The organism is Polynucleobacter hallstattensis, assembly GCF_018881835.1.
Lineage (GTDB): Bacteria > Pseudomonadota > Gammaproteobacteria > Burkholderiales > Burkholderiaceae > Polynucleobacter > Polynucleobacter hallstattensis.
Window position 1 is genome coordinate 359,291 of sequence record NZ_JACVPO010000001.1, and the last position, 24,757, is coordinate 384,047.

The following is a 24,757-nucleotide window of genomic DNA, read 5'->3' on the forward strand; positions in this document are numbered from 1 at the left end:
AATAAACTAGGCGAATGGCTCAGAATTCATTTACTCAACATTGTAGGCAAGAAGCGGATACAGCTGCTTTAGCGCAAAAGCTTGCCTCAAGTCTAGGCCATCTTTTTCAGGCAGATCAAAGCGCTCACCTCAATATCTCACTAGAAGGTGATCTTGGAGCTGGCAAGACTACCTTTGCCCGCCATCTCATACAAGGCCTAGGATATGAGGGCCGAGTGAAGAGTCCAACCTACACCTTATGTGAACCCTATCCGCTCATCATCCATGGGAAGACTCTAGCGATCAACCACTTTGACCTCTATCGCATGCGAGATCCCTTGGAATGGCAAGAGGCCGGCTTTGCGGAGTATTTTGATGAGCCTGGATTCTGTTTAGTGGAGTGGCCAGAAAAAGCTGAAGGGACGCTGCCGGTTTTTGATATTGAAATTCATCTGATGGCTAGTACGGATGAAAGTGAAAGAAATATCCTTTTCCAAGCAAGTTCAATTCAAGGAATGACTGTTCTCGATAAGATGAACATCTCATAGCAATGAGTAAGCCCCCCATCAATTCCTCTAGAAGAGAGCATCTCAAAACTTCAGCAAAGATGATGGGCTTCATTCTCTTCTTTACTGAAATGGATATTGCTTGGGGAGCCAAAATTCTCGGTGTTCGTATTTGGCCGGCGGAGGATTACACGCGTATTACCCTTGAATCGGATAAAGCGCTTCCCATTACCCAACAACTGCTTACCAATCCTGATCGTTTGGTGGTCGATGTTCAAGGTATGGAACTCAATTCCACCCTGAAAGACTTAGTGGCTAAAGTAAAGTCGAATGACCCATACGTGTCACAGATTCGGGTGGGGCAGTTCCAACCCGGTATGGTGCGGCTGGTATTTGATCTCAAAGAGCCTGTGAAGCCACAGCTTTTCACGCTAGATCCTATAGCGGAATACCAATACCGCATGGTGCTCGATCTCTACCCTGCTACACCACCAGACCCTTTAATGGAGTTAGTCAAAAGTAGTGCCCGCAAAGAAAGCGCCTTGGATAAAGCCAATGAAGAAATTGACTTGATTGCGCAGTTCGCTACAAAAAAAGAAAAGGATGCACCCAAGGCTCCAGTGGCGCAAGCCATTCCAGATGTAAAAGAAGCTTCTACAAAATCCAAACATAAGCGCCTCATTACCATTGCAATTGATGCAGGGCATGGTGGAGAGGATCCAGGCGCTATTGGCACCATGGGCTCTAAAGAAAAGCATGTTGTTCTCTCGATTGCTAGACGCTTACGCGACAAAATTGAGAGTGATCCTTATATGCGCCCTTTCCTCACGCGAGATGGTGATTACTTTGTGCCCCTGCATACGCGAGTACAAAAGGCACGTCGCGTTGAAGCCGATTTATTTGTCTCGATTCACGCAGATGCATTTATCGAACCGAGAGCAAAAGGTGCTTCGGTCTTTGCTTTATCTCAAATGGGTGCAAGTAGTACGACAGCACGCTGGATGGCCAATAAAGAAAATTCATCTGATTTGATCGGTGGAATCAATATCAAGACGCAAGATAAACAGGTAGCCAATCTATTGCTCGATATGTCGACTACCGCCCAGATTAAAGACTCACTTCAAGTAGGCACTTCCATCCTCAAGCAAATCAGTGGATTTGCCCCACTACATAAACCAAAAGTTGAGCAAGCCAGCTTTGCTGTTCTGAGAGCTCCAGATATTCCATCCATCTTGGTGGAGACGGCCTTTATCAGCAACCCTCAAGAAGAAGCGCGTCTCAATGATGATGCCTACCAAGACCGAATTGCTGAAGCGATTATGAGGGGAATTAAGGACTATTTCTCTAAAAATCCACCCGTTGCTAGACGCGCAAACGCATAGCACTCTTGTAAGTACAAGGGCTTGAAGGCAGACGCCTACTGACCCGGGAGCGCCCATAAACTTCTTGCTATAATCTTCATTTTACTGGGTCGGTAGCTCAGTCGGTAGAGCAGCGGACTTTTAATCCGTTGGTCGCGAGTTCGAATCTCGCCCGACCCACCAAGCATTACTAAGCCTCGCTCTGCGGGGCTTTTTTATTGCCTGCGATATCCTTTAAAAATAACTCTTTCAGGCATGCTTTAGGGTCATTTATTAGTTATGAAATCGACCCTAAATCCACTAAAATGGATAAATGTTAGTTAAGCTTGCCACTACACAACAACTTCGCCAATACATTGCTTCCAACGCTTTAGCCAACGCTCGCATCGAAGGCATCGCCCTGACTGAGCGGCTTCAGAAAAGCCTGACTGATTATGTATCCGACAAAAAGAGCATTGTGAAACTAATAAAGGAAGCTAAGCAACGCTATGCTGTAAATCTAATCAGATGACAACTGCAATGAGTAAGAAAATTAGCCATGACTACCCCTAGCAAAGACATTCGTAATTCTCTGGATCCCGATATCGCTGGATCCTACTACGCTATGCAACGAGCGGGGCAAGCAGCAATCGACTTGGCAATACAAACCAATACGGCAATCGTAACTACTGTTGACGGCAAGATTGTTCGGATCACAGCTGCTGAACTGATTAAACAGCGCCAACTTAGCGCCTAAGTATTGTTGATCGAAAGTTCAAATTTCGCCCGATCCACCAAGCATTACTAAACCTCGCTCTGCGGGGCTTTTTACTGCCCAAAGTCTATGAGATCATAGAACCATGACCAGCAAACTGTATGAATCATTTCTTAAAAAGAATCCAAGCCCTCAAGAGCGGCTTAATTTAGGAAAATCGATTCGCAAAGAGGTTGATCGCTCCTCAATTGGGCAATTTACCGAAGTGAGCAAGCGCCAAGGCCCAATTGAGATTCTGCTTGCTCAAGCTAAAACCCGAATTCCTGAGTATGTTCCAATTCGCCATGCTCGCATGGCGGCCGATCCCTTTGCGTTTTTTAGAGGTGGCGCTGCAACTATGGCGCATGACTTATCAAAACTCCTAAGCCCTTCCATTCAAGTTCAATTATGTGGAGATATGCACGTTAGTAACTTTGGGTTCTTTTCCACAACTGAACACCAATTAGTCTTTGGAATTAATGATTTTGATGAAACGCTTCCCGGAAATTTTGACTGGGATTTAAAGCGGCTGACAGCAAGCGCGATGATTGCCGTGAAGTTGCTTGGTCAAGATCAAGCTTATGGAGAGGATATTGTGCGAAATATCTCCAGAGCATATAGAAATAATCTTCATCAATATGCTTCTATGCCCTACATTGATCTCAAACGTTCGTATATAGATGAAAAATCATTGACAAGTGTCGCCGCAAAAAATGCAAATGCTGCAAGCCAAAAGTATTTAAAGGGTTTATTAGATAAGGCTCGGAAAAATAGTGGCCATGGCATGCTTGGAAAACTAACCGAATTAAGTGACGAGGGAATTCGACTCATCAATAATCCTCCGCTCATAGAGCATCCCGAATTTTCACCTCATGGAACAAGAATTACTGTGCTTAATGACGAAGGTTTAAATTCCTATATTCAATCTTTAGCGCCAGATCGAAGACATTTATTGGAATGCTACAAATGGATTGATTGGGCAAGAAAAGTTGTTGGGGTTGGTAGTGTAGGTACTGCTTGCTGGGTAATGTACTTTGAGGGGCTTGATGCAAATGACCCACTTTTCCTCCAAACGAAACAGGCGCAAAAGTCTGTTCTGGCTTCCTTTTTCCCAGATACGCAATTTAAGTCCGAGGGAGAGCGTGTTGTTCATGGGCAATGCTTAATACAAGGCGCTCCAGACCTCTTTCTCGGCTTTGGAAAAACAGTAGAATCCGATTTTTATGTAAGACAACTGCGCGACATGAAAGGTGGAATTTCAGTTGGGGGAGACGGCATCAACACGAAAGTATTTCCTGACTTTGCAAAACTCTTTGGATGGGCATTAGCTAACGCCCATGCCCGATCAGGAGATCCTGCAGTTCTTGCCGGCTACTGCGGAAAAAGCGAAGCCCTAGATGATGCTCTCGTCAAGTTCTCGATTGCTTATAGCAAACAGAATGAGGCTGACTATGCCACATTTTTAAGAGCAATTAAATCGGGCAAAGTCTCTTGTGCTACAGAGAATTTTTAAGATCTAGCTACTGAACAAAAAATTCATATCTGTATTTAGAGCTCGATGCTGAGATTACAAGTATTAACTTTGTGATAAATATCAATCACTGCTCTCATAAGCTGCTAGCTTTGCCTTTAACTGACGCTCTTCCTGAAACCGCTCTGTTTCATCTCGAATGATTGCCGCTATTGCAATAGCTTGCTTTTGCTCATCAAATAACATACTTACTGAGAATGCAATTGAAATAGAGCGTCCATCTTTATGCACTGCAGGGACTCTCAGTAAAGTATGTCCATACTTAGTTTGCCCAGTCTGAATGGTATGAAAGTAGCCTTTCGAGTGACGCTCTCTAAAGCGCTCAGGCGTGATGATGCTGAGCGTTTTACCCAAAGCTTCATCGGGAGTAAATCCAAAGATCCGTTCGGCAGATACATTCCAAAATAAGATATTTTCATCTCGGTCAGAAATAATGACTGCTTCACCTAGTTGTGTAACCAGCGCTTTAAAATCTAAGTCAACTGACATATAAATAGTCTTTGCTATTAAGTTGTATCAATACTAATGTAACAGTAAATGCCACCCTAAAGTGGTATCACTAAAAACTAGCCTATCAGGCAAGATTAGCCAAAGGCTTTTATGATGGGATCTTCCGTTATTTAAGAGGTCACTCCCACTTGTATTTCAGCAAATATATTTTTCCTTTGTGGATGAAGCTCAGCTTATGCATCGGAGTAGCCCTCAGCTGCTCCGTAATGGCGCAGCCTATAGAAAAAAATACCGTAGTTGGGTCAAAGCGTTTTACAGAAAGCTACGTGCTCGGGGAGCTGGTCAATCAAACATTACGGGATGCTGGCGTTCAAGCCATCCATCGGCAAGGCCTTGGCAATACTGCGATTGTCATTCAAGCACTGACAACGGGTCAGATTGATGTTTACCCAGAGTACACCGGTACCATTCTGCGAGAAATTCTAAAACGCTCAGAAACCCTAGCATCACTGAGCGAGCTCAATGTTTGGCTTAAGCCTAAGGGCTTAAAAGTAGTGGTACCACTTGGGTTCAATAACACCTATGCACTTGCCATGAGGGCAGAGCAAGCTAGAACTTTAGGCCTAAAGCGTATCAGCGATATTGCAAACCTCAGCACTGAGCAGCAAGCCACTTTGCGAATCGCCTTATCTCCAGAATTTAAGACTCGGGCGGATGGTTGGTCTGCGCTGGTTAAAAATTACCGCCTAACAATGAAGCCAGGGAAAGTACTAGAGCATGGCCTAGCCTACGATGCTCTGGCACGAGGCGATGTCGATATTGTGGACGCCTACTCCACTGATGCGGCGATTGCGCAAAAGAATCTGGTTCTATTGGAAGACGATAGGGGGGCATTTCCACGCTATGATGCCGTGTTGTTAATGCGCTCTGATTTTGATGAAAAGCCCTTACAAAGCTTAGAGGGGAAATTAGACGAAGTCACCATGGCCAAACTTAATGGATTGGCTGAGTCAGGCCTTAGTTTTGAAAAAGTGGCAAATATTTTTTTAAACGCAAGCGTAAATGATCAGCAGAGTCAAACCCAGCTCTCTCGGTTTTTTAAGCTACTCTTTGGTTCAGATTTTTTGACCACTCTGCGTGATCATGTTCTGCTTGTAGCGATCTCTTCAACGATGGCTCTTCTTGTCGGAATTCCTCTAGGCATTCTGGCCTATCGAAGACCCCGATATGCAGCTTGGATTTTAGGGGCTACTGGTATTTTGCAAACCATACCTTCACTTGCACTGCTGACGATATTGATTGCTTTACTAGATCAAATAGGGGCTGTGCCAGCAGTTTTAGCCCTATTTCTATATGGCCTACTGCCCATTGTGAATGCAACCCACATTAGTTTGGTGGAGGTTCCATCCAATCTCAAAGAAGCAGCGCTGGCTCTTGGCTGTAATGAGTGGCAGTTACTATTGTCAATCGAGCTTCCGTTTGCTCGGCCCGTCATCATGACGGGTTTGGCATCAGCAACCGTGATTGGAGTTGGTACCTGCACCCTAGCAGCGCTAGTGGGTGCCGGCGGATTTGGTGATCGCATAGTAGCTGGGCTGGCCGTAAACGACCACGCGCTGATGCTTGCTGGAGCCATCCCAGCCGCTATGCTGGCTCTGTTAGCGCAAATGATTCTGACGCCAAAACACAAATCAAAAAATATCTAGTATTTGATTTGCTTCGGCCTTATTTGAGCCTTGTTTCAGACTTCTTTCGGGGGCCTATGCATTGCGCAAATCTTATTGCCAGCGGGATCTCTTAACCACACTATATAAATAGTTCCAGCGACACCTTCGCGGTAGCCTGGGTCACCCTCACATGACGTCCCACCATGCGCAACACCAATGGCATGAAAGGCATCTACATCAGCCATCGATTTAGCAGCAAAGCCAATCGTTCCGCCATTGGCATGAGTAGCTTCCTTGCCATCAATAGGCTTAGTGATTGCAAAAACGCCACCAGGGCCACGATAAAAATATTTATTATGACTGAAGCTTCCAGGCTTAACTCCCAATGCCCCTAAGGCGGCATCATAAAAATCTCTAGAGACCTCCAAATCATTTGCACCCAACATAATGTGACTGAACATAATTTTCCTTATTTAAATACATGTACTAAAAATGACTACGATTGGACTGGCCTGACAGGCTGAAAAGAAATAATGTGTCAGGTGTTAGCGCAAATTGGCTTTTATGAGACTCATGACATCATCATAAAATTGCTGCAACCTTCTTTTAATCAGAAATATAGAGCGCATGGAATTGATCTTTGATGAATCTAAAAAAGTGCTATTTAGTGGTCTTCTACAGTGCAATAACTCACCTATAAAGCGATAATACGCACTAGCCTGATATTTGCAGTATCTTTGAGAAAAACCCTATATTTGAATGCTGAAATGAGTCGCCTGCTGCACTCTCAAGATTTACCTAAAAATACTGTATGTCCGAATCCTTAAGCAACGATTATCCTCTCTACACTCCGCATCCACCCGGGTCGACCTTGGCTCTGTGGCTAGAGGAAAGTAACCGCATCACCCGTCAGATTCTGAGCAATATTTCGGCAGCAGATCAGATGGTTCCCCAACTCAACATTCTGAATCCCCCGCTGTGGGAATTGGGTCACTTAACCTGGTTTCATGAATTCTGGGTTCATCGCGATGGCCAAGAGAGTAAGCCATCATTCATGCAGAACGCTGATTACTTATTTAATTCCTCAGAGATGGCACATCAAGATCGTTGGTCCACTCCAATGCCATCCTTAGATAGCTTACTGGAATACAACCACAGCGTCATTGAAGCCACCCAAGAGTTACTGCGCGCACCAATCGACAATAAAGTTGCCTACTTTATCCAGCTGGCAATCTTGCATCAGGATATGCACAATGAAGCATTTGCCTATATGTGGCAGACCATGGGACGCCCTATTCCTTTTACCCCCTTTACTCCCTTCACTAAAGAGAGCAAGTTGGAGACCAATCCGCAAACCTGGATTCATTTCCCAAAATCAACAATACAAGCAGGTTCCGAGCAGGGCTCCGGCTTTATTTTTGATAATGAAAAGTGGCTGCACTCTGTTGACCTACCCGCATTTGATATTGCGAGTACACCCGTCACCAATGGCGACTATCTAAACTTCCTAGAATCACCAAGTCATCTTGCCCAGTCCACGCCTGTAGCACCACCCTCTCACTGGAAAAAGGATGGAGCTGTTTGGTTGGAGCGAATGTTTAATCAATGGCTACCTTTAAATCGCGCAGCGGCTGTTCGTCATATTAGCTATTTAGATGCTCAGCGTTTTTGTGAGCACCATCAAGTACGCCTACCTAACGAATATGAGCTTGGCCTATTAATGTCGCAAAAACAGGGGGCTTGGCAATCATCTAATTTATGGGAATGGACTAGCAGCACTTTTTCACCCTTCCCAGGATTTAGTGCCGATCCCTATGTCGACTACTCACAGCCCTGGTTTGATGGCAGCTATCAGGTGCTTAAGGGTGGCAGCTCGTTTACCCCTGATCGCTTGAGAAGAGTGGCATTTCGTAACTTTTATCAAGGTCAGAGAAGCGATCATTTTTGCGGCTTTCGTACGTGTTTACTCCAAATTGAGTAAGCTCATGATGTTGCGGTAACTACTACTTTTAATCTGAATTGTTAATACTTTATGACTACACCTTATAACGGTCGCCTTACCTCTCTTTCTCACGGCGGAGGCTGTGGCTGCAAGATTGCACCTGGCGTCTTAAGTGACATCCTGAAGGCCTCACCAATGCGCAATCTACCCGCTGCTTTGTTAGCGGGTTCCGATAACAACGAAGATGCTGCCGTTTACCAGATAAATGAAAATCAGGCGATTGTTGCTACGACGGATTTCTTTATGCCAATCGTAGATGATCCATTTGAGTTTGGCCGTATTGCTGCCACCAATGCAATTTCTGACATTTATGCAATGGGGGCTCAGCCCCTGTTTGCACTAGCCCTACTGGGCATGCCAATTCAAGTTTTACCTTTAGAAGTGATCCAGCAAGTGACTGCTGGTGGCGAATCCGTCTGTAATGATGCGGGCATCATGATTGCTGGTGGTCACTCTATTGATACGGTAGAGCCAATTTATGGCCTTGTCGCGATTGGTGTAGTCGACCCAAAAAAGTTGAAACGTAACAGCGGTGCTCAAGCAGGCGATAGCATCATCCTCAGTAAGCCCTTAGGTGTAGGCATTCTTTCTGCAGCACTAAAGAAAGAAGTTCTCTCTGATGCGGGTTACAAAGAGATGATTGCCCTCACCACAAAACTGAATAAGCCAGGTGTGGCACTCTCCCAGCTAAATGGTGTACATGCCTTAACCGATGTCACGGGCTTTGGCCTTGCAGGGCATTTGCTAGAGATGGCACGAGGCTCCAATTTAATGGCCAAGATCGACTGGGATGCTATTCCAGTTGTGAAGGAAGCAATTGAGCACGTCAAAGCAGACATCTTTACCGGCGCATCTACGCGCAATTGGGCTGGCTACGGCAAAGAAATTCAGCTCGCGAGCAACCTAGAGCTATGGCAACAAAATGTGCTTACCGATCCACAAACCAGCGGTGGTTTACTGATTGCTTGCGCACCAGAGCAAGAGTCTGAAGTCTTATCAATTCTCAATGCAGGCGGCTTTGCTAGTGCTCAAAAAATCGGTCAGTTCGTAGCGGGTACGGGCTTGTCTGTCGCCTAAAGAATTGAACCAATGAAAAATACTTTGACTGAAGAGTTGCTGGTCAGCCTTAGCGCTGATAAGCCATCGATATCGCCAAAGTTTTTTTATGATGATGTCGGATCACATCTATTTGATGTGATTACACTGCTCAATGAATACTATCCAACTCGCACAGAGAAATGGATTATGGTTGCCTATCGGCGTGAGATTGCTGATGCTGTAGCTCATTGCGACGTTTTGGTAGATCTAGGTGCCGGTAATTGCGCCAAAGGAAGTCAACTTTTCACTAGTATTAAGCCAAAACAATATAGAGCGCTCGATATTTCAAAAGAATATTTAGAGGCTGCTGTTGCTGATCTAGAAAAGCAGTTCCCTCAAATTGAGATGTCAGCTCAGGCCGTCGATCTGAGCTTGCCACTAACGTTTCCTGAACTTCAAGCGCTTCGGAAAGTATTTTTCTACCCAGGTTCCTCAATCGGCAACTTTGATCCCGAAAAAGCAGATCAGTTTTTTATAAATCTTGCTCAGGAGTGCTACGGGAATGGCGGGCTTTTAATTGGAGTCGATCTAGTTAAAGATACACAAACCCTAAACCTAGCCTACAACGACCCTTTGGGAGTTACTGCCGCATTTAATTTGAATGCCCTGCTAAACGTCAATCGACTGATTGGCAGCAACTTTAAACTTCAGGATTGGGAGCACTACGCTTTTTATAACGCTTCTCAGTCCCGTATTGAGATGCATCTGCGAGCACGATCTGATGTGCAGGTGACTCTGCCGAGCAATGGAAGTCAAGATCATATTATTTCCTTTAGTAAAGGCGATTTAATTCATACTGAAAATAGCTACAAATACACCCAAGAAAATTTCGTAGAAAAACTTCGTCGTGCTGGATTCACTGATATTCAATGCTGGACCGATCCAAAAAAGCACTTTTTAGTTTGCTTTGCAAATACCTAATTGGCCTAATTAATTCCCAAGTAGCTGAATCATCAACTCTTGAATGGATTGCATCTCTCGGTTAGGACTTACGAGATCTCTGCGAGTATCAATCTGTTTTTTTAGTGCAGAGTAAAAATCAGGCATGGTTTCAGCACGAGATAGCAAGCTTGCAAGTTCAACCTCATTACCTACCGGATAGTAGCCCAGATAGTCATCTCCAAGCAGACCTCGATTCCCCGGAATATCCGAAGCAATCACTGGTACCCCTAGTGCTATTGCCTCTGAAACCACATGAGCACCGCCCTCCATTCGACTGGAAATCACCATCAGACGACTCTGAGAGAGCGCCTTTAATGTATCGACATGACTTAGCTCGCCAATCCATTGGTAATGCTCTAGATTTTCGTTATACCCAAGAGCAGCACGCTCCATTTGCTCATTCATGGCCATACCTAAATGTAGAACGCTGATTTTAGAATTTAATGGCAACAGGGGAAGGCTGCGGGCGATACAAAAGGGATCTTTCTCCTCCCTTAGATGACCAATCACTATTATTTGAAAATCCGCACTCAGAATTTTATTGGGAATATCAACCCGAACCGATTGATAAATTACTCGGGCTTTATGTCGCAGATACGCTGGAATTGAATCTAAGGCCGAGGACTGCAAGACGATCAATTGATCTGCCACTTCCATTGAGCGCAGGACTTCAACATGGTCTGCCATATCTCGATACAAATCAGTACCTGTTAAAACCAAGGTAATAGGCCGATTAGGGTGCTGCTCATGAAACGCCATCATCGATGAATGACTTCGATAGGCATGCAAGGCTATCAGCATGGCGGCATCTTCACCTGACCAGGATTCAGTCACTACAACTGCATAGCCAAGCTTCTCCAAGAAATCCTGCCAGCGTAGCGCCGTGATCCGGTTTCCGTGCAGACTACCTGATGGTGCCGGCGTTACGATTTCAATAAGGGATTTGATGTTGAACCTATTAAAAAGTACTGTTTTTTATACATCTAATGGTAATGGAGATTTACTATGCCAGTTGAGATACCCCGCAGTAATCCCTACCGATTTAATTGCCTGCAAATACACTATAGTTAAACATATTCCGCTATACCTATTAATAGCCCAAGGACGTAAATGACTCTTACTGAACTTCGCTACATCGTCGCAGTTGCACGTGAACGCCACTTTGGAAGAGCGGCAGATGCCTGCTTTGTGTCCCAGCCTACACTATCAGTAGCCATCAGAAAGCTAGAGGAAGAACTCAATACGCAAATCTTTGAGCGCACCAATACCGAGGTTGCAATGACTAGCCTCGGCTCACTGATTGTGGACCAGGCTCAAAGAGTGCTTGAAGAAGCTAACTCCTTAAAGCACTTAGCAAAGCATGGGCAAGATCCTCTATCTGGCCCACTCAGGCTTGGTGCGATCTATACCATTGCACCTTACCTATTGCCCAGCTTAGTGCGAGTTGCACGAGAGCGCCTGCCTCATGCCCCTTTATTTTTAGAAGAAAACTTCACCGTTCGCCTTCTTGAAGTTTTACGTCAAGGGGCTTTAGATTGCATAGTGATTGCAGACCCTTTCGCAAGCACAGGACTTAATCAAATTGATTTGTATGACGAACCTTTTTTAGTGGCGGTACCTAAAGGTCATCCTTGGGAAAATAGACCATTCATTCCGCATCGGGAGCTAAAAGAGCAAAATACTTTGTTACTAGGTACTGGGCACTGTTTTCGAGACCATGTGCTTGGTGTCTGCCCAGAATTGAATCGCTTAGGCTCTGGAACCACGATTGGGGAGCAGCGTAGCTTTGAGGGTTCATCCCTGGAAACTATTCGACAGATGGTAGCTAGTGGCATCGGTATTTCAGTACTACCGAGAACGTCCGCCTCTGATAATGCATCCGCAGATCAACTCATTCGCTATATTCCATTTGAAGACCCTATTCCAACCAGACGAGTTTGTCTCGTCTGGCGGAAAAACTTCCCACGCGCCGCTGCTATGGATGAACTAGCTGAAGTAATTCGTCAATGCGCCTTGCCAGGCGTTCAGTATCTTTAGGATCTATTGCTTGCTTTAGCTCAGATCAGAAACAAGCGAAGCCAATGTTTCTGAAGGGAGAGTTTGCACATGCATCGGGTAGCCTTTATGGTCACAGCCGACCATCATCTGAGCGCCGGCCTTTAGTGCCATCTTCATATCGCCTGTGAGATCAAAGCGCATGAAATGCACTGCAGATGTTTTCTCGGCAGTAGAGCGCTCCAAGTCTTCGTCAGCAATTGCATAGACACGTGGCTGACCTTCGACCTCAATAAAGATCTTGTGCTCTATGCCCACTAACTTCGCAAGCGCAACTTTACGATCTGCTTCATTGGGATATTCAATCATCATAGTGGCTTTGAAATCTGATCCACTAGGTACCAACGGGTTGTAAGCGTTCAACTCATCTTCGATACCGCTCTCTTCAAATGTTTTTTCTACACGTAACATCTCTTGAATTTGATAGCGCATTAAAAACTCATTCTCAAAAATCAGTGTTACGTGATCTCCAAGGTGAACGGTTCGAAGGCGACGTTCTTTAATCGCCTTTTCACGAAAAACGGGACGCTCTTTGTGGTAAGTCTCAAGACTTAAAAGACTATCGCGTGTAATGATTCCCATACTGCTATCTTCCTCTATTTGTATAAATTAAAGACCATATGCTTTTGCAAGCAAGGTCAATGGGTGAGCCATCTCGGACTTAGGTAAACCCAACTCTTCCATACCCTGCTCAATATGATGACCCGCTAGCTGACAGTCAGAACTAATATAGTTTGGCTCTTCCTCCGCCATTCTTCTGAACACAGGCTTACCAATTTTCATTGCCATTTCATGGAACTCTTTCTTCACACCCCAAGTACCTGAGTGTCCTGAGCAACGCTCCACAACATTTACCTCAGTACCGGGCACTAGCTTCAGAGTTTCCGCAGTTTTTTGACCTACGTTTTGAACCCGCGAATGGCAAGCCATATGGTAGCTAACCTGTCCGAGCTCTTTACTAAAATCCTTCTTCAATAGGCTATCCGAATTTCGCGCCATAAAGTATTCAAAGGGATCCCACATCGCCTCTTTCACCAATTGCGTGTCAGCACAATCAGGGAACATGAGTGGCAACTCTTGCTTAAACATCAAAGTACATGATGGGATTGGCGTCAAGATGGCATAACCTTCACGCGCCAACTTAGCCAACTTCGGAATATTTTTTTCCTTGTTCTGCGCAACAGACTCTAAGTCACCCAACTCGAGCTTAGGCATGCCGCAACAAGCTTCTTTATCCACAAGCTCATATGGAATAGCATTGTGTTTCAGAATCTTGATGAGATCTTGCCCGATGCCTGGCTCGTTGTAATTGATATAGCAGGTGGCATAGATAGCAACTTTTCCAGGCGTCTTGACTCCATCCACTACTGGTAAATTTTCAGATTTCTCAGCTAGCTGCGGGAATGTCTTAGGAGCATATTCAGGGATCCAAGCATTTTTATCTACTCCCAAGGCGCCCTCCATCACCAAACGTGCAAGCCCAGTGCTATTCACAGCATTGACTGCTTGCGTAACGATTGGAATACCAGCAAAGTGGCCAAGCTTATCTGTAGAGGAGAGCAGCTTGTCGCGGAAGGTGGCTTTGTCGTCCTTGAAATTCACTGCCTTTGCACGAAGCATTAAGTGAGGAAAATCAATATTCCAAGGGTGTGGAGGAACATAAGGACATTTGGTCATGTAGCAAACATCGCACAGGTAGCATTGGTCAACTACCTTTTGGTAATCGGCCTTATCAACCTGCTCCATCTCCAAATCTTCAGTAGCATCTACCAAATCAAAAAGGGCTGGGAATGACCCACAAAGACTGACACAGCGACGGCAACCGTGACAAAGATCGAAGACACGCTCCATCTCAGCTTCTAGATCGGCTTTATCGTAAAACTTGGGGTTTTGCCAATCCAAAGGATGTCTGGTTGGAGCTTCTAAACTACCTTCGCGAGTTGTCATGTATGTCCTCTACTATTTGAGCGTATGCAATGCATTAATTTTGTAGGGCTAAGTTTAGAGCTCAGCCAGTCGATAGTGAAATTGTATTAATTAACAATCTTCATAGAAAATACCTAATTAGTTTGATCGACCCCACTTAGATAGTCTCTTAATTGATTAATAATAGGTAGTGACCACTAACTTTTATTCAACTCCATCCCCCAGTCAACGCATTGGATAGCAAAAAACCTCAAAAAATAGCTCTAAATAGCGTTACATTTTATTAATTGATATTTGCTTATCAGTTGTTTTTAGCTATCAAGTCAATACAAAAATATGATTATTCAAATCTACAGATTTGTTCATAATCATCGTCAGGTGAACCTTATAGAGCTAGTAACTTAGCGAATCACCCAATTTCAACTAACCGTTTTTAGGAGTCAATCATGGCTAAAACTGTAAAAGGTACAAAGACTGAGCAGTCTTTGAAAGAAGCATTTGCTGGAGAATCACAAGCAAACCGTCGTTATTTGTATTTCGCGAACCAAGCTGATATCGCTGGTGCAAACGATGTTGCAGCAGTTTTCCGCTCAACAGCTGAAGGCGAAACAGGTCATGCCCATGGTCACATGGAATACTTGATCGAAGGCGGCGCAGGCGAGCCAGGCACAGGTATGCCAGCTAAGACAGTTGCTGAAGCATTGCAAGCAGCTATCGCTGGTGAAACACATGAGTACACAGATATGTACCCAGGTATGGCTAAGACAGCACGCGACGAAGGCTTTGACGAAATCGCTGACTGGTTTGAAACATTAGCTAAGGCTGAGCGTAGCCACGCTAACAAGTTCACTAAGACTTTAGAAGCCCATTTGGCAAACGCTTAATTAGCGCAGTAATTTAATTTGAGAGCCCTCGAATGAAAATTCGGGGGCTTTTTTTCAGGCCTAATCAATCCAGGCTGGATGCTTGTGCATTACCGAATTAAATAATTCCGATTCAATCAGTTCACCAAGCCAATTCTGAATATTGGGGAGCGGTAATCCCTCAAAGCTTTTTTGATCAGACATTGAAAATTGCCGAATAAACGGAAATATAGCTACGTCTACCCAAGATAGCTTATTACCCATTAGATAAGTATTCAATTTCAGCGCGGTCTCCATTGGCCTCAGCATCAACTCTATTGCGGCATTCAAAATCACTTCTCGATTGAGATGGGGATATCTCTCGGGATATTTATATTGATCTAAAAGAGTTTTAAATGGGCCATCATTTTTCTCGAGCCACTCTATCGAGATGATTTGATCAACGTCTAACCAACCATCTGGATCAGATCTCTCTAAGGCCCAGCGCATAATATCCAGACTCTGATCCAAAATCAGCTCATCAACACACAAAACTGGAACAGTGCCTTTGGGCGATACCCGCAACATGGATTGCGGTTTATCACGCAAAATAATTTCCCGGTGCTCATATTCAATACCGGTGTATTTCAAAGCCATGCGAGCCCTCATTGCATAAGGGCATCTGCGGTAAGAATACAAAATTGGTCTCATCGCGTCATTATCAAGCCAGCGCTCAATTTATTGATCTAAAAAAACGATCATTTATATCATTATTATTTGTTATACAAATATAGCATTCCGCTTCAGAATGATTCCTGTTGTGCATTAACTCATTTATTTATAACAGGAAAACCCCATGTCATTAATCAACACACCAGTAATTCCATTCAAAACCCAAGCTTTCCATAACGGTAAGTTTGTCACTGTTTCCGATGAGTCCCTCAAAGGCAAATGGTCAGTATTGATTTTCATGCCAGCAGCATTCACATTCAACTGCCCAACAGAAATTGAAGATGCGGCTGATAACTATGCTGAGTTCCAGAAGATGGGTGCAGAGGTTTACATCGTTACTACCGATACTCATTTCTCACACAAAGTCTGGCATGAGACTTCACCTGCAGTAGGTAAGGCGAAGTTCCCATTGGTTGGTGATCCAACACATACCTTGACACGCGGTTTTGATGTACATATTGATGAAGAAGGTCTTGCATTGCGCGGTACATTCATCATCAATCCAGAAGGTGTTATCAAGACTGCTGAAGTGCACTCCAATGAAATCGCTCGCGATATCTCTGAGACATTGCGCAAGCTCAAGGCTGCTCAGTACACAGCTGCTCACTCAGGCGAAGTATGCCCAGCTAAGTGGAAAGAAGGCGCAGCAACATTAACTCCATCTTTGGACCTCGTAGGCAAGATCTAAGAATCCAAGTTAGAAGCAATTAGCAATCAATAGACTCTCTTCGGAGAGTCTATTGGGCAGGTTTTTTCTCATCCTGCCCAATAGACTCATCAAGATTCAATACTAAGGAATACAGCATGTTAGATACCAATATCAAAACCCAACTTAAAGCCTATTTTGAAAAAATAGAAAGCCCAATTATTTTAGAAGCTACTTTGGATGACAGCACCCAATCAGCACAGATGCTAGAGCTCTTGACTGAAGTTGCTGAACAATCAACAAAGATTACCGTACAGACTTCAGGTAGCAGCAAAAACATACCTAGCTTTACCGTGGGAAAGGTAGATAAACTTGCTCGTATTGCATTCTCTGGCCTACCAATGGGTCACGAGATGACTTCTTTCATTTTGGCTATTTTGCAAGCTAGTGGTTATCCACCAAAGGTTGAGCAAGATGTGATTGAGAGCATCAAAGGCTTAGAGGGTAAAAAGCGCTTCCAGACCTTTATCTCTTTGTCATGCCACAACTGTCCAAATGTGGTTCAAGCCCTGAACCTGATGGCGGCACTGAATCCAAACATAGAACACGAAATGATTGATGGCGCCCTCTTTCAGGGTTTGGTAGATCAATACCAAATCATGGCTGTACCCACTGTGATTCTGAATGGCGAAGTCTTTGGTCAGGGTCGCATGAGCGTTGAAGAAATTGCTGCCAAATTGGATACCAATACCTCGGCACGTGATGCAGAAAAATTAAGCGCTAAAGCCGCTTACGACTCTCTGATTATTGGTGGTGGTCCAGCAGGCGCTTCAGCCGCAATTTATTCTGCCCGCAAAGGAATCAGGACTGGTGTCGTAGCCCAACGCTTTGGTGGGCAGGTGGCCGATACTGTAGGAATTGAAAACTTCATCTCCGTTAAAGAAACTGAGGGCCCTAAATTAGTGATGGCCCTTGAGCAGCACGTCAAAGAGTACGAAGTCGATGTCATGAATCTGCAGACTGCTAAGGGCTTGAGTAAGACTGGTGATGAAATCACGATCACCTTAGAAAATGGCGCTTTACTGAAGAGCAAGACAGTCATTCTGAGTACTGGTGCACGCTGGCGCGAAATGAATGTGCCGGGTGAGCAAGAGTACCGCGGTAAAGGCGTCGCTTACTGCCCACACTGTGACGGTCCGCTCTATAAAGGCAAACGCGTAGCAGTGATTGGGGGAGGTAACTCTGGAGTTGAAGCTGCAATTGATTTGGCGGGCATTGTGAGTCATGTCACCTTAGTTGAGTTTGATACTAAGTTACGTGCGGATGCCGTACTTCAGAAAAAAATGTACAGCATTCCTAACGTGACGGTAATTACCAACGCATTAAGTAAAGAGGTATTGGGTGCCGACGGTAAGGTAACTACTTTGCGCTACGAAGACCGAGCTAACAATCAGATGCATGATGTGGCACTGGAAGGAATCTTCGTTCAGATTGGATTATTACCTAATACGGATTGGCTCAAAGGGGTGATTGATTTATCTCCTCGCGGAGAAGTGATCATTGATCAAAAGGGAGAAACTTCGATGCCTGGTGTATTTGCAGCCGGTGACTGCACCACTGTTCCCTATAAGCAAATTATTATCGCCATGGGTGAAGGGGCAAAGGCTTCACTCTCAGCATTTGATTATTTAATTCGCTCATAAACAGTGAGCTCGCCCAGACCTGCATCAGATCTGGGCGATTCTGAACGCAAATCATCTAACCCTCAGCAGCTACCTGTGCCTCAGCAAGCTTCATTTCTAAAGCGAGGCGCTTAAAAGCTGCTTGATCTGGATATTGTTTTGCCAAATAATAAATGAGCTCTCGATCAGTTTTGCCAAACTGATGATCCTTCAGCATCATTCTTAATGCCCAAATTAATTGCAAGGAAGCGCGCTCATCCAACAAAATGCTCGCCTTATCTTCTGCACTCTCATCTAAATCTTGCAGATTAATTTCTTTAGCAAAAGACAATAGCTTTTGCGGCATATCCCACTTGACAACATTGTGCGCCCAATACAAAAATCGTTTTAAATCGACCCGCATGTTCTGAGCGGAAAAATTTTGCATCCAGGCATGCTCGATCAGTAAATCTAGCTTAAGCTTGAAATCAGAAAAGAGACCTTCAAAATTTTCCCGATCGAAATGGAGCTCTCCAGCGGAATCTCTTCTTGGAAATTTAATTTGGCGAGGGTTTAATCCAAGCACTAAAGCAGCTGCTTGCCATGTATAAACATATTGCTTAGCAATCCAATGATCCCAATCCAATTCAGTCATAAATTTCACTTCATTTGATATCAATAAGGTCATAGCTTACTACGCCTAAGATGTTAAATATTGATAAGCGGTGAGGGAGCCTAGATAGGCTCCAAGGAGTCCTGCTTAATCATATCCGGGTATGGGCTCTATAGACCCTAAATAAAGCCCGAAATAATCGTCAAGATCTCAACATAAAGTTATAAGTAACTTTTTTAATGGACTTAGTTCTTTGAAGCTCTAGATGCATCAGAAGCTTCAGAGGCATATTTTTCAGCGATAAGGGAAAAATGTTTTTTGGCGTCAGAGTCCATCGCAACATCCTCAAATTTATGGGGGCCTGATGTTGGCTTAGCCTCATAGGTAAAAAGGCATAAACCAGCTACTATGACTAATAAGGCAAAGCTAACTGGGGCGATATATGTCCTCAAGGGCTTTTCCAGCTCAGAGTATCTTCAGAATATTGGCCTGAAGTGGATGAATCACATTGGGCAATATTTCTGTGGGATTGAATGATCTTGCAATCTGTTCCTGCCAAAGCAAGCGATCCCTGACCAAGTCATCGATTTCTAATTTAATAAATGTTGATGAGACTGCTGATAAATCACTCTTCGCTTGGAACTGGTTCATGACCTTATCTCCTTATAAAAGCGTTGACTTGTTAGTACCATCCTAGACTCTCTCGCAAGCAAAATAAAGTGATTTTCACAAGGCAAAGTGATTTTCTCGCCTAATGAAATCCTTTTATAAGTAATTGATTTATATCTATTTTATTGACGGGAATAAAGCCGATTGTTATCCCCGCATTAATTTCCAAGCAGATAAATGATTAACTTCATTAGCCTATCGAAAATTTCTCAAAAATAGATAAAGTAAGCATTAGAACTTATTGATAAATATAGGAATTTATCGTTTTGGGTATTTCAATATAAATAAAAGTAGTGCAAAGAGGCTTACTTATACCCAAATAGTCTGCGTGTAAACGTACATCAAAATCACGGATCTACCTCTTAGACATTAATCATTTCCCAGCTACCTTTTAATTTCACATGAAAGGCATCGGTATAGCGATAAAACTCAATTTCATTAAAGCGTCCATCGGCATTCAAAAGATGGTTAAATAAAGCAGAGATGTTCCACGGCTCCCAATCAAAGCCAGGTTTTTCGGCCCATACCTTGGCACCCTTTTCTTGCTTAACAAACTGACTCATGAAGCCAATCATCGTGGCAACATCTTCGCCATAGGTCACGACTGCGCGCAAATATTTAGGCTCATCTAAAAACTTCATTTGTATAACTAGATAGGGCAAAGCAAAGGCTAAGCATTTGTGTCTTCGCGAGTTGCGAAAATAAACCTGCTTGGTAACTGACCATGGCTGATCTGAGTGATTTAAAGAAAAATCAAAAACCCAAGAAGTATTATAAAAAAAGATGCATTGACGACCAGCTATTTCATTAATGACTTTTTGTAGAGGCGTAGTCTCGCGTAATAATCGTAAGTGCTCTATAGGATGAAGCTTGTCTTCTTTTTTAGATGCTGGATTATCAATATCACTCACTCTTGCCTCTTAAATTGCTCAAAGATGAATGGCGATTTATCACCTACGTCTCTACCAACACGATAGACATAATTCTGATCGTAAATAAAGAAATATTTTCGTAGAAATGGATCGGCCAATACAATCTTTTTAAAATTACCTTGGCCAAGGTTATTCACCATGGCTGTAGTCTTCTGGGAATCAATTGTAGAGGTTTCAGGCGAAGCTTGCTGAGCCTGCATTCTTGTCAATAACTCAGCCTTATTGGTTGACCCCTCATAAAAAGCTGGGCAGCACTTTACAACGCCCTTTGGACGAACTCCAACCCATAAAAACTCATCGTTGCCATACTTCACTGCAGTAGAAGTAATCGACAGCTTTTGAGTACTGCCCTCTGATGCCCATACCCCAAGCCAGCGCTCATTGATAGCAACAGTTTGAGCAGTAAGTTCGGCAGGAACTGCATCACTACTAGGCGCTTCTGCACTAGCGTTAGGGTTACTAGAATTGGCCTCTACAGGACTCTGAACTTCTGGGGCTTTAGAAAACTCAACAATCTCAGTACTAACTATATTTTGAGAAAGGGCGTAAAACATACCACCTAAAATAATTAAATACAGCAAGGAACCTATCATCATGGGGATGGGCAATGGATTTCTAGATTCTTGCCCGACCGTGAGTGAAGCATTCTCAGGTGATTCGGTGTTAGCAACCTTTGCTAATTCAGAACTAGTTTCAGGGAAACTATCCTTTAAGGAATCCAAGGTAGGAGCTTTATAGCTAGGATGTTGTGGTGGGCACTCTAGTCCATGTGCATAAGATAAAGCCTCTTCCAGACTTGCAAAAACTGTATCGCGGCAAACCAATTGATTTAAGACCGCATTTCTTTCTATCTTGTACTTATTAACCAAATACAAGCGGTATGCGCTGGATTGTAAATCTTTGGGCCCAGATAATCTTGCGCTACTTTTCTGGGGCATTGGAAAACAAATCCCCGCAACTAAAAAGGTGAGGCCCACCAGTAATTTAAATTGCACTGGATTTTGTATTTGACTCAGGAAAAATTGCAGCAATCCTTCGCCATCCAATCCAATAACTTGACTTTGGGCTGCAGAGAATAACAAGGTAAGACCGCACAAAGCTGCAATCACCTTCATAGTAATTTGCAAGTAGCGAGAATATATTGGATTGTCGGACACTAAAATTCCTTAATAAATGCAAAGAGAATAAATGTTGGACTCAAGGACTCCAAAAAATTTCTACCAGCTAATCTATTTGGTTACTCGCTGTATGATCAAACGAATACCATTATGCCCAAGCCGAAAGCTCTAAAGCTAAGCTAGGATATACGCTTAGGAGGAGCGGTATCCGCAGCCTGCTGTTGTCCAGACTCCTCCTTTGGGCTAGCCGAGGAATCTGGCTCCTTAGCAGCCTGTTTTGGAGGCTCTACGACCTCTTCCATTCTGACAAAAGTATCTGTTGTGCCAAAGTTATCGACCCAGTGGAAAACTTCTAGAAACTGTTCTTTGGGCATAAAACGCAAAGCAGAGTCATCGTAATTTTTATACTCAACATAGCTCACACCTAACTCATTAGGAGTATAGAGTCGCTTTACGGCAACTCGACGCCCATGCTCATCCTCAAATACATCGTTTCTGTAGGGATCTTTCATGTCTGTCATGAGTTCAATTACCACCCCTTCTCAAGAAAGAGGGCACCAAGCTTCCCTTTTTCGAGCGATATTCTGTTGAGTCTTCATTTTTTAGTTCCGGCACAGGTAGAGTGTTTGCAATACCGCCGTAAAAATTGAGACCACGTGCTCTTTCACGATAATCATCTAGGACGCTCACTTTTTTCACGATCGCACGATTTAAAGAGTTGCCACTGATCGAAATTGATTTTCTAACAATGTTGCGTTCAATGATTTTTTTAGAAATATACTTTCCAAAAGAAGAAAAATTCGCTGCAATTTTTTGATCAGGGCAAACACATAAAAAATCTTCATACACGTAACTGTCAATTTCTGGTGTTCGATAGACAGGCGGTGTGATGTGACAATTCATGAGAAAGTCTAAGTTAGTAAAAGTTGCATGAGAAGAGTAGCCTTCCTCCACTTTACTGGGAACTACCAAGATAAATTGTTTGTTTACTGCCAGACGAGACATGCACTGTTGCGCATATTTCAGAATAAAAATTTCAGTACTTGCCATTTCAAATTTAGAATTCGAGCTGGGCACTAGAACCATATCAAAATCTAAGATAAATTGTTCAGACATGGCTGGGGTCCAAGTGAGATCACAAATGCAGACCTCAACTCCAGATGAATACTTGCGAACACCCGAGCGAGCGCTTAGAAGAGCCGCCCCACTACTTTCATAATTGACGTCAAGGCAATGGACTTGGACGCCAATATCCGGCGCTTTCTTAGCCCAGCGAGAGGATGATGCCTGAGGATCCATATCAATCAAAGACACTTTGATGTTTTCTTGTATCGCAAGGTAGGCTGCTAGATTAACGGCAATCGTGCTCTTACCAACACCACCCTTTTGGTTGGTCACTAGAATTTTGATTGTGCCATTGGTATACATGTTAATTACTCTTTTTTTGCCAACAATGCTAGGTTCCTAATTATCATCATCGTTGATAATTTTAGAAAGGAGTCCACTCAAACGGGCACCTTGTTCGATACCAATTTGAGCATAAATAATATCTCCATGGACATCTGCACCACTGTGCAATTCCACCCTTTCCGTTGCCAGCACATTGCCTTCTACTCGGCCAGCAACCAACACTCGTACCCCGGAAATATTACCTTGCACTAAACCCGTTTTACCAAGCGCAATACAAACATCTGCGCCCGCTTTCGTTTTAATATCGCCAACTATCGTGCCATCGATTCTTAGGGACTTTGTTGCTAATAAACTACCAGTAATTTCTAAATCAGATCCAATAATTGAGCCGAAGGTTTCTTTAGACGGATCAAGCAGGCGTATGACGGTATTTTGTTTCAAAGCAATATTAGTTGCAGGTTAGTTTTTATTAAATTTACCGCTAATCTTGCCACCACGTTGAATATGAATATATTTGTAGTTGATATTTCCACTCACGTGAGCAAGAGGGCCAACATTCAAGTCATCGCAGTTGACGTCACCCTTCAAGTCACCCTTAATTACTAGGTTTTCAGTATTGAGTTCACCATCAACTTGACCGGTGGAATCAATCAAGATAGATTTAGCTGTAACCTTGCCACGTACAGTCCCAGAAATATTCAACACACCATCAGAAACTATCGTACCTTCAAAGACAAAGCCCTCACTCAGAATCGATGGCTTAGTGTTGATGGAAGATCGAACTGGCGCTTCACTTCGAAAATTTTGCTCGACTGATTCAGAGTCAACCTCTTCAGGCATGCTTGACTGAGAAAGGTTATCAGGCTGCTCTTCCGTATTCTGCTCTGGGTTATTTTGTGAATTGGAATTTTTTGAAAAGATAGACATCGTCGTATGTTCTGCTTAAGATAATTAGGAATGGGGATTGAGATTATGTAATTCACCATGCAAATGACCACCTTTTTCAATCTCAATTTCAGAATAATTAATGGAGCCACTAACCTTACCAGTGGATCGAATAATCAAACTACGGGTTGAAGAAATATACTCATTTACTTCACCACGAATATCGACCGACTCACCAGACAATTTGCCACGCACGACACCCGTTGCCTCTATGATGACTTGTTTTGCAGTAATCTCACCCTCAACGACTCCTGAAATGGAGGCAATATCTGGAACTTCAAAATTCCCTTTGAGAACCACACCTTCACCTACAAATAGGCAACCTTGTTGATTTGCTTCAGCCATGCTTAACACTCCTTGGGGGCAGTACTTCTATTATTGGTATAAATTGCAACGATTTTATCAGTTGAAACTCCCTGTAAGGGCTTAAACGCACTATATATGAACAATTTAAATATTTCACGCACCAAAATTTACCCTCTTTTTATGACCAAAAAATGGCTCTTGATGGTTTTAACGGCTTTTTTACTAAACCCGCTTAATGCCAGCTATGCCGGGTGGAGCTTTATCTCCTCTGATGCACTGGGAAATCACTACTATTACGATGACAGCAAAACTGTCAGGGAAGCCCAAGCAGAGCAAGTCAGCACATGGCTATTAACAAGCTATTCTCAAGCTCTTTCCGGCCCCAATGGAGAGCCCACCCTTTCTGTCATTCAGGATTTATCCTATTTTTGCCGGACTGGCTACGAGAGCTATAAGCAGTTTTATATTGGTTATTACGCAGGTCCGGAGGGCTCTGGCACCAGTTTGGGTGCTGAAAATACCCCGAATTCGCCCTGGGAACGTGTCATTCCGGACACAATGAGTGATGTCTTATTTCAGTTTTTTTGTAAACCAGGTCAGTCCAGCAAGGGCCAAAGCGGCAAGTAGCCGCTG

Annotated in this window: 30 protein-coding genes and 1 tRNA gene; 15 read left to right on the top strand and 16 right to left on the bottom strand. The window is 43.6% G+C overall.

Annotated features, from left to right (window positions below; all coding sequences use genetic code 11):
• The first annotated feature begins 14 nt into the window (after nt 1-14).
• The 6 genes from tsaE (at nt 15) to ICN26_RS01835 (ending at nt 4,092) form a co-directional block, all read left to right on the top strand.
• Nucleotides 15-527 (top strand): tRNA (adenosine(37)-N6)-threonylcarbamoyltransferase complex ATPase subunit type 1 TsaE, encoded by a 513-nt coding sequence (tsaE, locus tag ICN26_RS01810; protein ID WP_216266386.1) that lies wholly within the window; start codon nt 15-17, stop codon nt 525-527.
• A 2-nt stretch (nt 528-529) separates the two neighbouring features.
• Nucleotides 530-1,867, top strand: coding sequence for an N-acetylmuramoyl-L-alanine amidase (locus tag ICN26_RS01815; RefSeq protein ID WP_216266389.1), 1,338 nt, complete (start codon nt 530-532; stop codon nt 1,865-1,867).
• Between the two features lie 86 nt (nt 1,868-1,953).
• Nucleotides 1,954-2,029 (top strand) — tRNA-Lys (locus ICN26_RS01820).
• A 130-nt stretch (nt 2,030-2,159) separates the two neighbouring features.
• Entirely contained in the window at nt 2,160-2,357 is a 198-nt protein-coding gene (locus ICN26_RS01825; RefSeq protein ID WP_216266390.1) for a hypothetical protein, read from the top strand.
• A 27-nt stretch (nt 2,358-2,384) separates the two neighbouring features.
• Entirely contained in the window at nt 2,385-2,582 is a 198-nt protein-coding gene (locus ICN26_RS01830; protein WP_216266392.1) for a hypothetical protein, read from the top strand.
• A gap of 103 nt (nt 2,583-2,685) precedes the next feature.
• Nucleotides 2,686-4,092, top strand: coding sequence for a DUF2252 domain-containing protein (locus ICN26_RS01835; RefSeq protein ID WP_216266395.1), 1,407 nt, complete (start codon nt 2,686-2,688; stop codon nt 4,090-4,092).
• Between the two features lie 81 nt (nt 4,093-4,173).
• Here ICN26_RS01835 and ICN26_RS01840 read toward each other — a convergent pair whose 3' ends face one another.
• Complete coding sequence (locus ICN26_RS01840; protein WP_216266396.1) at nt 4,174-4,599, bottom strand: PAS domain-containing protein; 426 nt, start codon at nt 4,597-4,599, stop codon at nt 4,174-4,176.
• A 227-nt stretch (nt 4,600-4,826) separates the two neighbouring features.
• Here ICN26_RS01840 and ICN26_RS01845 point away from each other — a divergent pair, with 227 nt between their 5' ends.
• Nucleotides 4,827-6,266, top strand: coding sequence for a glycine betaine ABC transporter substrate-binding protein (locus ICN26_RS01845; RefSeq protein ID WP_216266398.1), 1,440 nt, complete (start codon nt 4,827-4,829; stop codon nt 6,264-6,266).
• A gap of 35 nt (nt 6,267-6,301) precedes the next feature.
• Here the strand turns inward: ICN26_RS01845 and ICN26_RS01850 are convergent, their stop codons facing one another.
• Nucleotides 6,302-6,688, bottom strand: a complete 387-nt coding sequence (locus ICN26_RS01850; RefSeq protein WP_216266399.1) for a VOC family protein — start codon at nt 6,686-6,688, stop codon at nt 6,302-6,304.
• Nucleotides 6,689-7,038: 350 nt separating this feature from the next.
• Here ICN26_RS01850 and ICN26_RS01855 point away from each other — a divergent pair, with 350 nt between their 5' ends.
• The 3 genes from ICN26_RS01855 to egtD are packed head-to-tail and all read left to right on the top strand — an operon-like array spanning nt 7,039 to nt 10,248.
• Nucleotides 7,039-8,208: an SUMF1/EgtB/PvdO family nonheme iron enzyme gene (locus ICN26_RS01855; protein ID WP_216266402.1), complete on the top strand. Its 1,170-nt coding sequence runs from the start codon at nt 7,039-7,041 to the stop codon at nt 8,206-8,208.
• 51 nt (nt 8,209-8,259) lie between these two features.
• The gene (gene selD, locus ICN26_RS01860) at nt 8,260-9,306 is read left to right on the top strand and encodes a selenide, water dikinase SelD (RefSeq protein ID WP_216266403.1); all 1,047 of its coding nucleotides are present in this window, start codon (nt 8,260-8,262) and stop codon (nt 9,304-9,306) included.
• Between the two features lie 12 nt (nt 9,307-9,318).
• Entirely contained in the window at nt 9,319-10,248 is a 930-nt protein-coding gene (gene egtD / locus ICN26_RS01865; RefSeq protein ID WP_216266405.1) for an L-histidine N(alpha)-methyltransferase, read from the top strand.
• A gap of 9 nt (nt 10,249-10,257) precedes the next feature.
• Here the strand turns inward: egtD and senB are convergent, their stop codons facing one another.
• Nucleotides 10,258-11,217 carry a selenoneine biosynthesis selenosugar synthase SenB gene (gene senB / locus ICN26_RS01870; RefSeq protein WP_216267620.1) on the bottom strand — a complete coding sequence of 320 codons (960 nt, stop codon included), beginning with the start codon at nt 11,215-11,217 and terminating at the stop codon, nt 10,258-10,260.
• Nucleotides 11,218-11,379: 162 nt separating this feature from the next.
• On the opposite strand from senB, the gene ICN26_RS01875 reads away from it, so the two are divergent.
• Nucleotides 11,380-12,306, top strand: a complete 927-nt coding sequence (locus ICN26_RS01875) for a LysR substrate-binding domain-containing protein (protein WP_216266407.1) — start codon at nt 11,380-11,382, stop codon at nt 12,304-12,306.
• A 15-nt stretch (nt 12,307-12,321) separates the two neighbouring features.
• Here the strand turns inward: ICN26_RS01875 and ICN26_RS01880 are convergent, their stop codons facing one another.
• Nucleotides 12,322-12,906 carry a DUF3501 family protein gene (locus ICN26_RS01880; RefSeq protein WP_216266409.1) on the bottom strand — a complete coding sequence of 195 codons (585 nt, stop codon included), beginning with the start codon at nt 12,904-12,906 and terminating at the stop codon, nt 12,322-12,324.
• A gap of 27 nt (nt 12,907-12,933) precedes the next feature.
• Entirely contained in the window at nt 12,934-14,271 is a 1,338-nt protein-coding gene (locus tag ICN26_RS01885; RefSeq protein WP_216266411.1) for a heterodisulfide reductase-related iron-sulfur binding cluster, read from the bottom strand.
• Nucleotides 14,272-14,696: 425 nt separating this feature from the next.
• Here ICN26_RS01885 and ICN26_RS01890 point away from each other — a divergent pair, with 425 nt between their 5' ends.
• The gene (locus tag ICN26_RS01890) at nt 14,697-15,134 is read left to right on the top strand and encodes a rubrerythrin family protein (protein ID WP_046329724.1); all 438 of its coding nucleotides are present in this window, start codon (nt 14,697-14,699) and stop codon (nt 15,132-15,134) included.
• A gap of 60 nt (nt 15,135-15,194) precedes the next feature.
• Here the strand turns inward: ICN26_RS01890 and ICN26_RS01895 are convergent, their stop codons facing one another.
• A complete protein-coding gene (locus ICN26_RS01895) occupies nt 15,195-15,803 on the bottom strand; it encodes a glutathione S-transferase (RefSeq protein WP_216266413.1) in 609 nt (202 codons plus the stop codon).
• A gap of 145 nt (nt 15,804-15,948) precedes the next feature.
• Between ICN26_RS01895 and ahpC the strand changes: the two genes are divergently transcribed.
• Entirely contained in the window at nt 15,949-16,512 is a 564-nt protein-coding gene (ahpC, locus tag ICN26_RS01900) for an alkyl hydroperoxide reductase subunit C (RefSeq protein WP_216266415.1), read from the top strand.
• Nucleotides 16,513-16,628: 116 nt separating this feature from the next.
• Entirely contained in the window at nt 16,629-18,173 is a 1,545-nt protein-coding gene (ahpF, locus tag ICN26_RS01905) for an alkyl hydroperoxide reductase subunit F (RefSeq protein WP_216266417.1), read from the top strand.
• Nucleotides 18,174-18,228: 55 nt separating this feature from the next.
• Here the strand turns inward: ahpF and ICN26_RS01910 are convergent, their stop codons facing one another.
• From ICN26_RS01910 to ICN26_RS01955, 10 genes are all read right to left on the bottom strand, one after another.
• Nucleotides 18,229-18,819, bottom strand: a complete 591-nt coding sequence (locus tag ICN26_RS01910) for a hypothetical protein (protein WP_216266419.1) — start codon at nt 18,817-18,819, stop codon at nt 18,229-18,231.
• A gap of 170 nt (nt 18,820-18,989) precedes the next feature.
• On the bottom strand, nt 18,990-19,196 hold the full coding sequence (locus ICN26_RS01915) for a hypothetical protein (RefSeq protein WP_216266421.1): 207 nt from the start codon (nt 19,194-19,196) through the stop codon (nt 18,990-18,992).
• 13 nt (nt 19,197-19,209) lie between these two features.
• Nucleotides 19,210-19,395 (bottom strand): hypothetical protein, encoded by a 186-nt coding sequence (locus tag ICN26_RS01920; RefSeq protein WP_216266424.1) that lies wholly within the window; start codon nt 19,393-19,395, stop codon nt 19,210-19,212.
• Between the two features lie 380 nt (nt 19,396-19,775).
• Nucleotides 19,776-20,324 carry a hypothetical protein gene (locus tag ICN26_RS01925; protein ID WP_216266426.1) on the bottom strand — a complete coding sequence of 183 codons (549 nt, stop codon included), beginning with the start codon at nt 20,322-20,324 and terminating at the stop codon, nt 19,776-19,778.
• Nucleotides 20,321-21,502, bottom strand: coding sequence for a hypothetical protein (locus ICN26_RS01930; protein WP_216266428.1), 1,182 nt, complete (start codon nt 21,500-21,502; stop codon nt 20,321-20,323). Before ICN26_RS01930 ends, ICN26_RS01925 begins: the two co-directional genes overlap by 4 nt.
• Before the next feature lie 140 nt (nt 21,503-21,642).
• Entirely contained in the window at nt 21,643-21,984 is a 342-nt protein-coding gene (locus ICN26_RS01935) for a hypothetical protein (RefSeq protein WP_216266430.1), read from the bottom strand.
• Between the two features lie 4 nt (nt 21,985-21,988).
• Nucleotides 21,989-22,891, bottom strand: coding sequence for a ParA family protein (locus tag ICN26_RS01940; protein WP_216266431.1), 903 nt, complete (start codon nt 22,889-22,891; stop codon nt 21,989-21,991).
• A 36-nt stretch (nt 22,892-22,927) separates the two neighbouring features.
• Nucleotides 22,928-23,314, bottom strand: coding sequence for a bactofilin family protein (locus ICN26_RS01945; protein ID WP_215309397.1), 387 nt, complete (start codon nt 23,312-23,314; stop codon nt 22,928-22,930).
• An 18-nt stretch (nt 23,315-23,332) separates the two neighbouring features.
• Nucleotides 23,333-23,800, bottom strand: coding sequence for a bactofilin family protein (locus ICN26_RS01950; protein ID WP_216266433.1), 468 nt, complete (start codon nt 23,798-23,800; stop codon nt 23,333-23,335).
• Nucleotides 23,801-23,824: 24 nt separating this feature from the next.
• Nucleotides 23,825-24,163 carry a bactofilin family protein gene (locus ICN26_RS01955; protein WP_215306033.1) on the bottom strand — a complete coding sequence of 113 codons (339 nt, stop codon included), beginning with the start codon at nt 24,161-24,163 and terminating at the stop codon, nt 23,825-23,827.
• 141 nt (nt 24,164-24,304) lie between these two features.
• Between ICN26_RS01955 and ICN26_RS01960 the strand changes: the two genes are divergently transcribed.
• Nucleotides 24,305-24,751: a surface-adhesin E family protein gene (locus ICN26_RS01960; protein WP_216266436.1), complete on the top strand. Its 447-nt coding sequence runs from the start codon at nt 24,305-24,307 to the stop codon at nt 24,749-24,751.
• Nucleotides 24,752-24,757 lie beyond the last annotated feature (6 nt).

Excerpts from the sequence above, each read along its gene's own strand:
- tsaE (WP_216266386.1), top strand. The coding sequence starts at position 15 with ATGGCTCAGAATTCATTTACTCAACATTGTAGGCAAGAAGCGGATACA.
- ICN26_RS01815 (WP_216266389.1), top strand. The coding sequence starts at position 530 with ATGAGTAAGCCCCCCATCAATTCCTCTAGAAGAGAGCATCTCAAAACT.
- ICN26_RS01825 (WP_216266390.1), top strand. The coding sequence starts at position 2,160 with ATGTTAGTTAAGCTTGCCACTACACAACAACTTCGCCAATACATTGCT.
- ICN26_RS01830 (WP_216266392.1), top strand. The coding sequence starts at position 2,385 with ATGACTACCCCTAGCAAAGACATTCGTAATTCTCTGGATCCCGATATC.
- ICN26_RS01835 (WP_216266395.1), top strand. The coding sequence starts at position 2,686 with ATGACCAGCAAACTGTATGAATCATTTCTTAAAAAGAATCCAAGCCCT.
- ICN26_RS01840 (WP_216266396.1), bottom strand. The coding sequence starts at position 4,599 with ATGTCAGTTGACTTAGATTTTAAAGCGCTGGTTACACAACTAGGTGAA.
- ICN26_RS01845 (WP_216266398.1), top strand. The coding sequence starts at position 4,827 with ATGGCGCAGCCTATAGAAAAAAATACCGTAGTTGGGTCAAAGCGTTTT.
- ICN26_RS01850 (WP_216266399.1), bottom strand. The coding sequence starts at position 6,688 with ATGTTCAGTCACATTATGTTGGGTGCAAATGATTTGGAGGTCTCTAGA.
- ICN26_RS01855 (WP_216266402.1), top strand. The coding sequence starts at position 7,039 with ATGTCCGAATCCTTAAGCAACGATTATCCTCTCTACACTCCGCATCCA.
- selD (WP_216266403.1), top strand. The coding sequence starts at position 8,260 with ATGACTACACCTTATAACGGTCGCCTTACCTCTCTTTCTCACGGCGGA.
- egtD (WP_216266405.1), top strand. The coding sequence starts at position 9,319 with ATGAAAAATACTTTGACTGAAGAGTTGCTGGTCAGCCTTAGCGCTGAT.
- ICN26_RS01875 (WP_216266407.1), top strand. The coding sequence starts at position 11,380 with ATGACTCTTACTGAACTTCGCTACATCGTCGCAGTTGCACGTGAACGC.
- ICN26_RS01880 (WP_216266409.1), bottom strand. The coding sequence starts at position 12,906 with ATGGGAATCATTACACGCGATAGTCTTTTAAGTCTTGAGACTTACCAC.
- ICN26_RS01885 (WP_216266411.1), bottom strand. The coding sequence starts at position 14,271 with ATGACAACTCGCGAAGGTAGTTTAGAAGCTCCAACCAGACATCCTTTG.
- ICN26_RS01890 (WP_046329724.1), top strand. The coding sequence starts at position 14,697 with ATGGCTAAAACTGTAAAAGGTACAAAGACTGAGCAGTCTTTGAAAGAA.
- ICN26_RS01895 (WP_216266413.1), bottom strand. The coding sequence starts at position 15,803 with ATGAGACCAATTTTGTATTCTTACCGCAGATGCCCTTATGCAATGAGG.
- ahpC (WP_216266415.1), top strand. The coding sequence starts at position 15,949 with ATGTCATTAATCAACACACCAGTAATTCCATTCAAAACCCAAGCTTTC.
- ahpF (WP_216266417.1), top strand. The coding sequence starts at position 16,629 with ATGTTAGATACCAATATCAAAACCCAACTTAAAGCCTATTTTGAAAAA.
- ICN26_RS01910 (WP_216266419.1), bottom strand. The coding sequence starts at position 18,819 with ATGACCTTATTGATATCAAATGAAGTGAAATTTATGACTGAATTGGAT.
- ICN26_RS01920 (WP_216266424.1), bottom strand. The coding sequence starts at position 19,395 with ATGAACCAGTTCCAAGCGAAGAGTGATTTATCAGCAGTCTCATCAACA.
- ICN26_RS01935 (WP_216266430.1), bottom strand. The coding sequence starts at position 21,984 with ATGACAGACATGAAAGATCCCTACAGAAACGATGTATTTGAGGATGAG.
- ICN26_RS01940 (WP_216266431.1), bottom strand. The coding sequence starts at position 22,891 with ATGTATACCAATGGCACAATCAAAATTCTAGTGACCAACCAAAAGGGT.
- ICN26_RS01950 (WP_216266433.1), bottom strand. The coding sequence starts at position 23,800 with ATGTCTATCTTTTCAAAAAATTCCAATTCACAAAATAACCCAGAGCAG.
- ICN26_RS01955 (WP_215306033.1), bottom strand. The coding sequence starts at position 24,163 with ATGGCTGAAGCAAATCAACAAGGTTGCCTATTTGTAGGTGAAGGTGTG.
- ICN26_RS01960 (WP_216266436.1), top strand. The coding sequence starts at position 24,305 with ATGACCAAAAAATGGCTCTTGATGGTTTTAACGGCTTTTTTACTAAAC.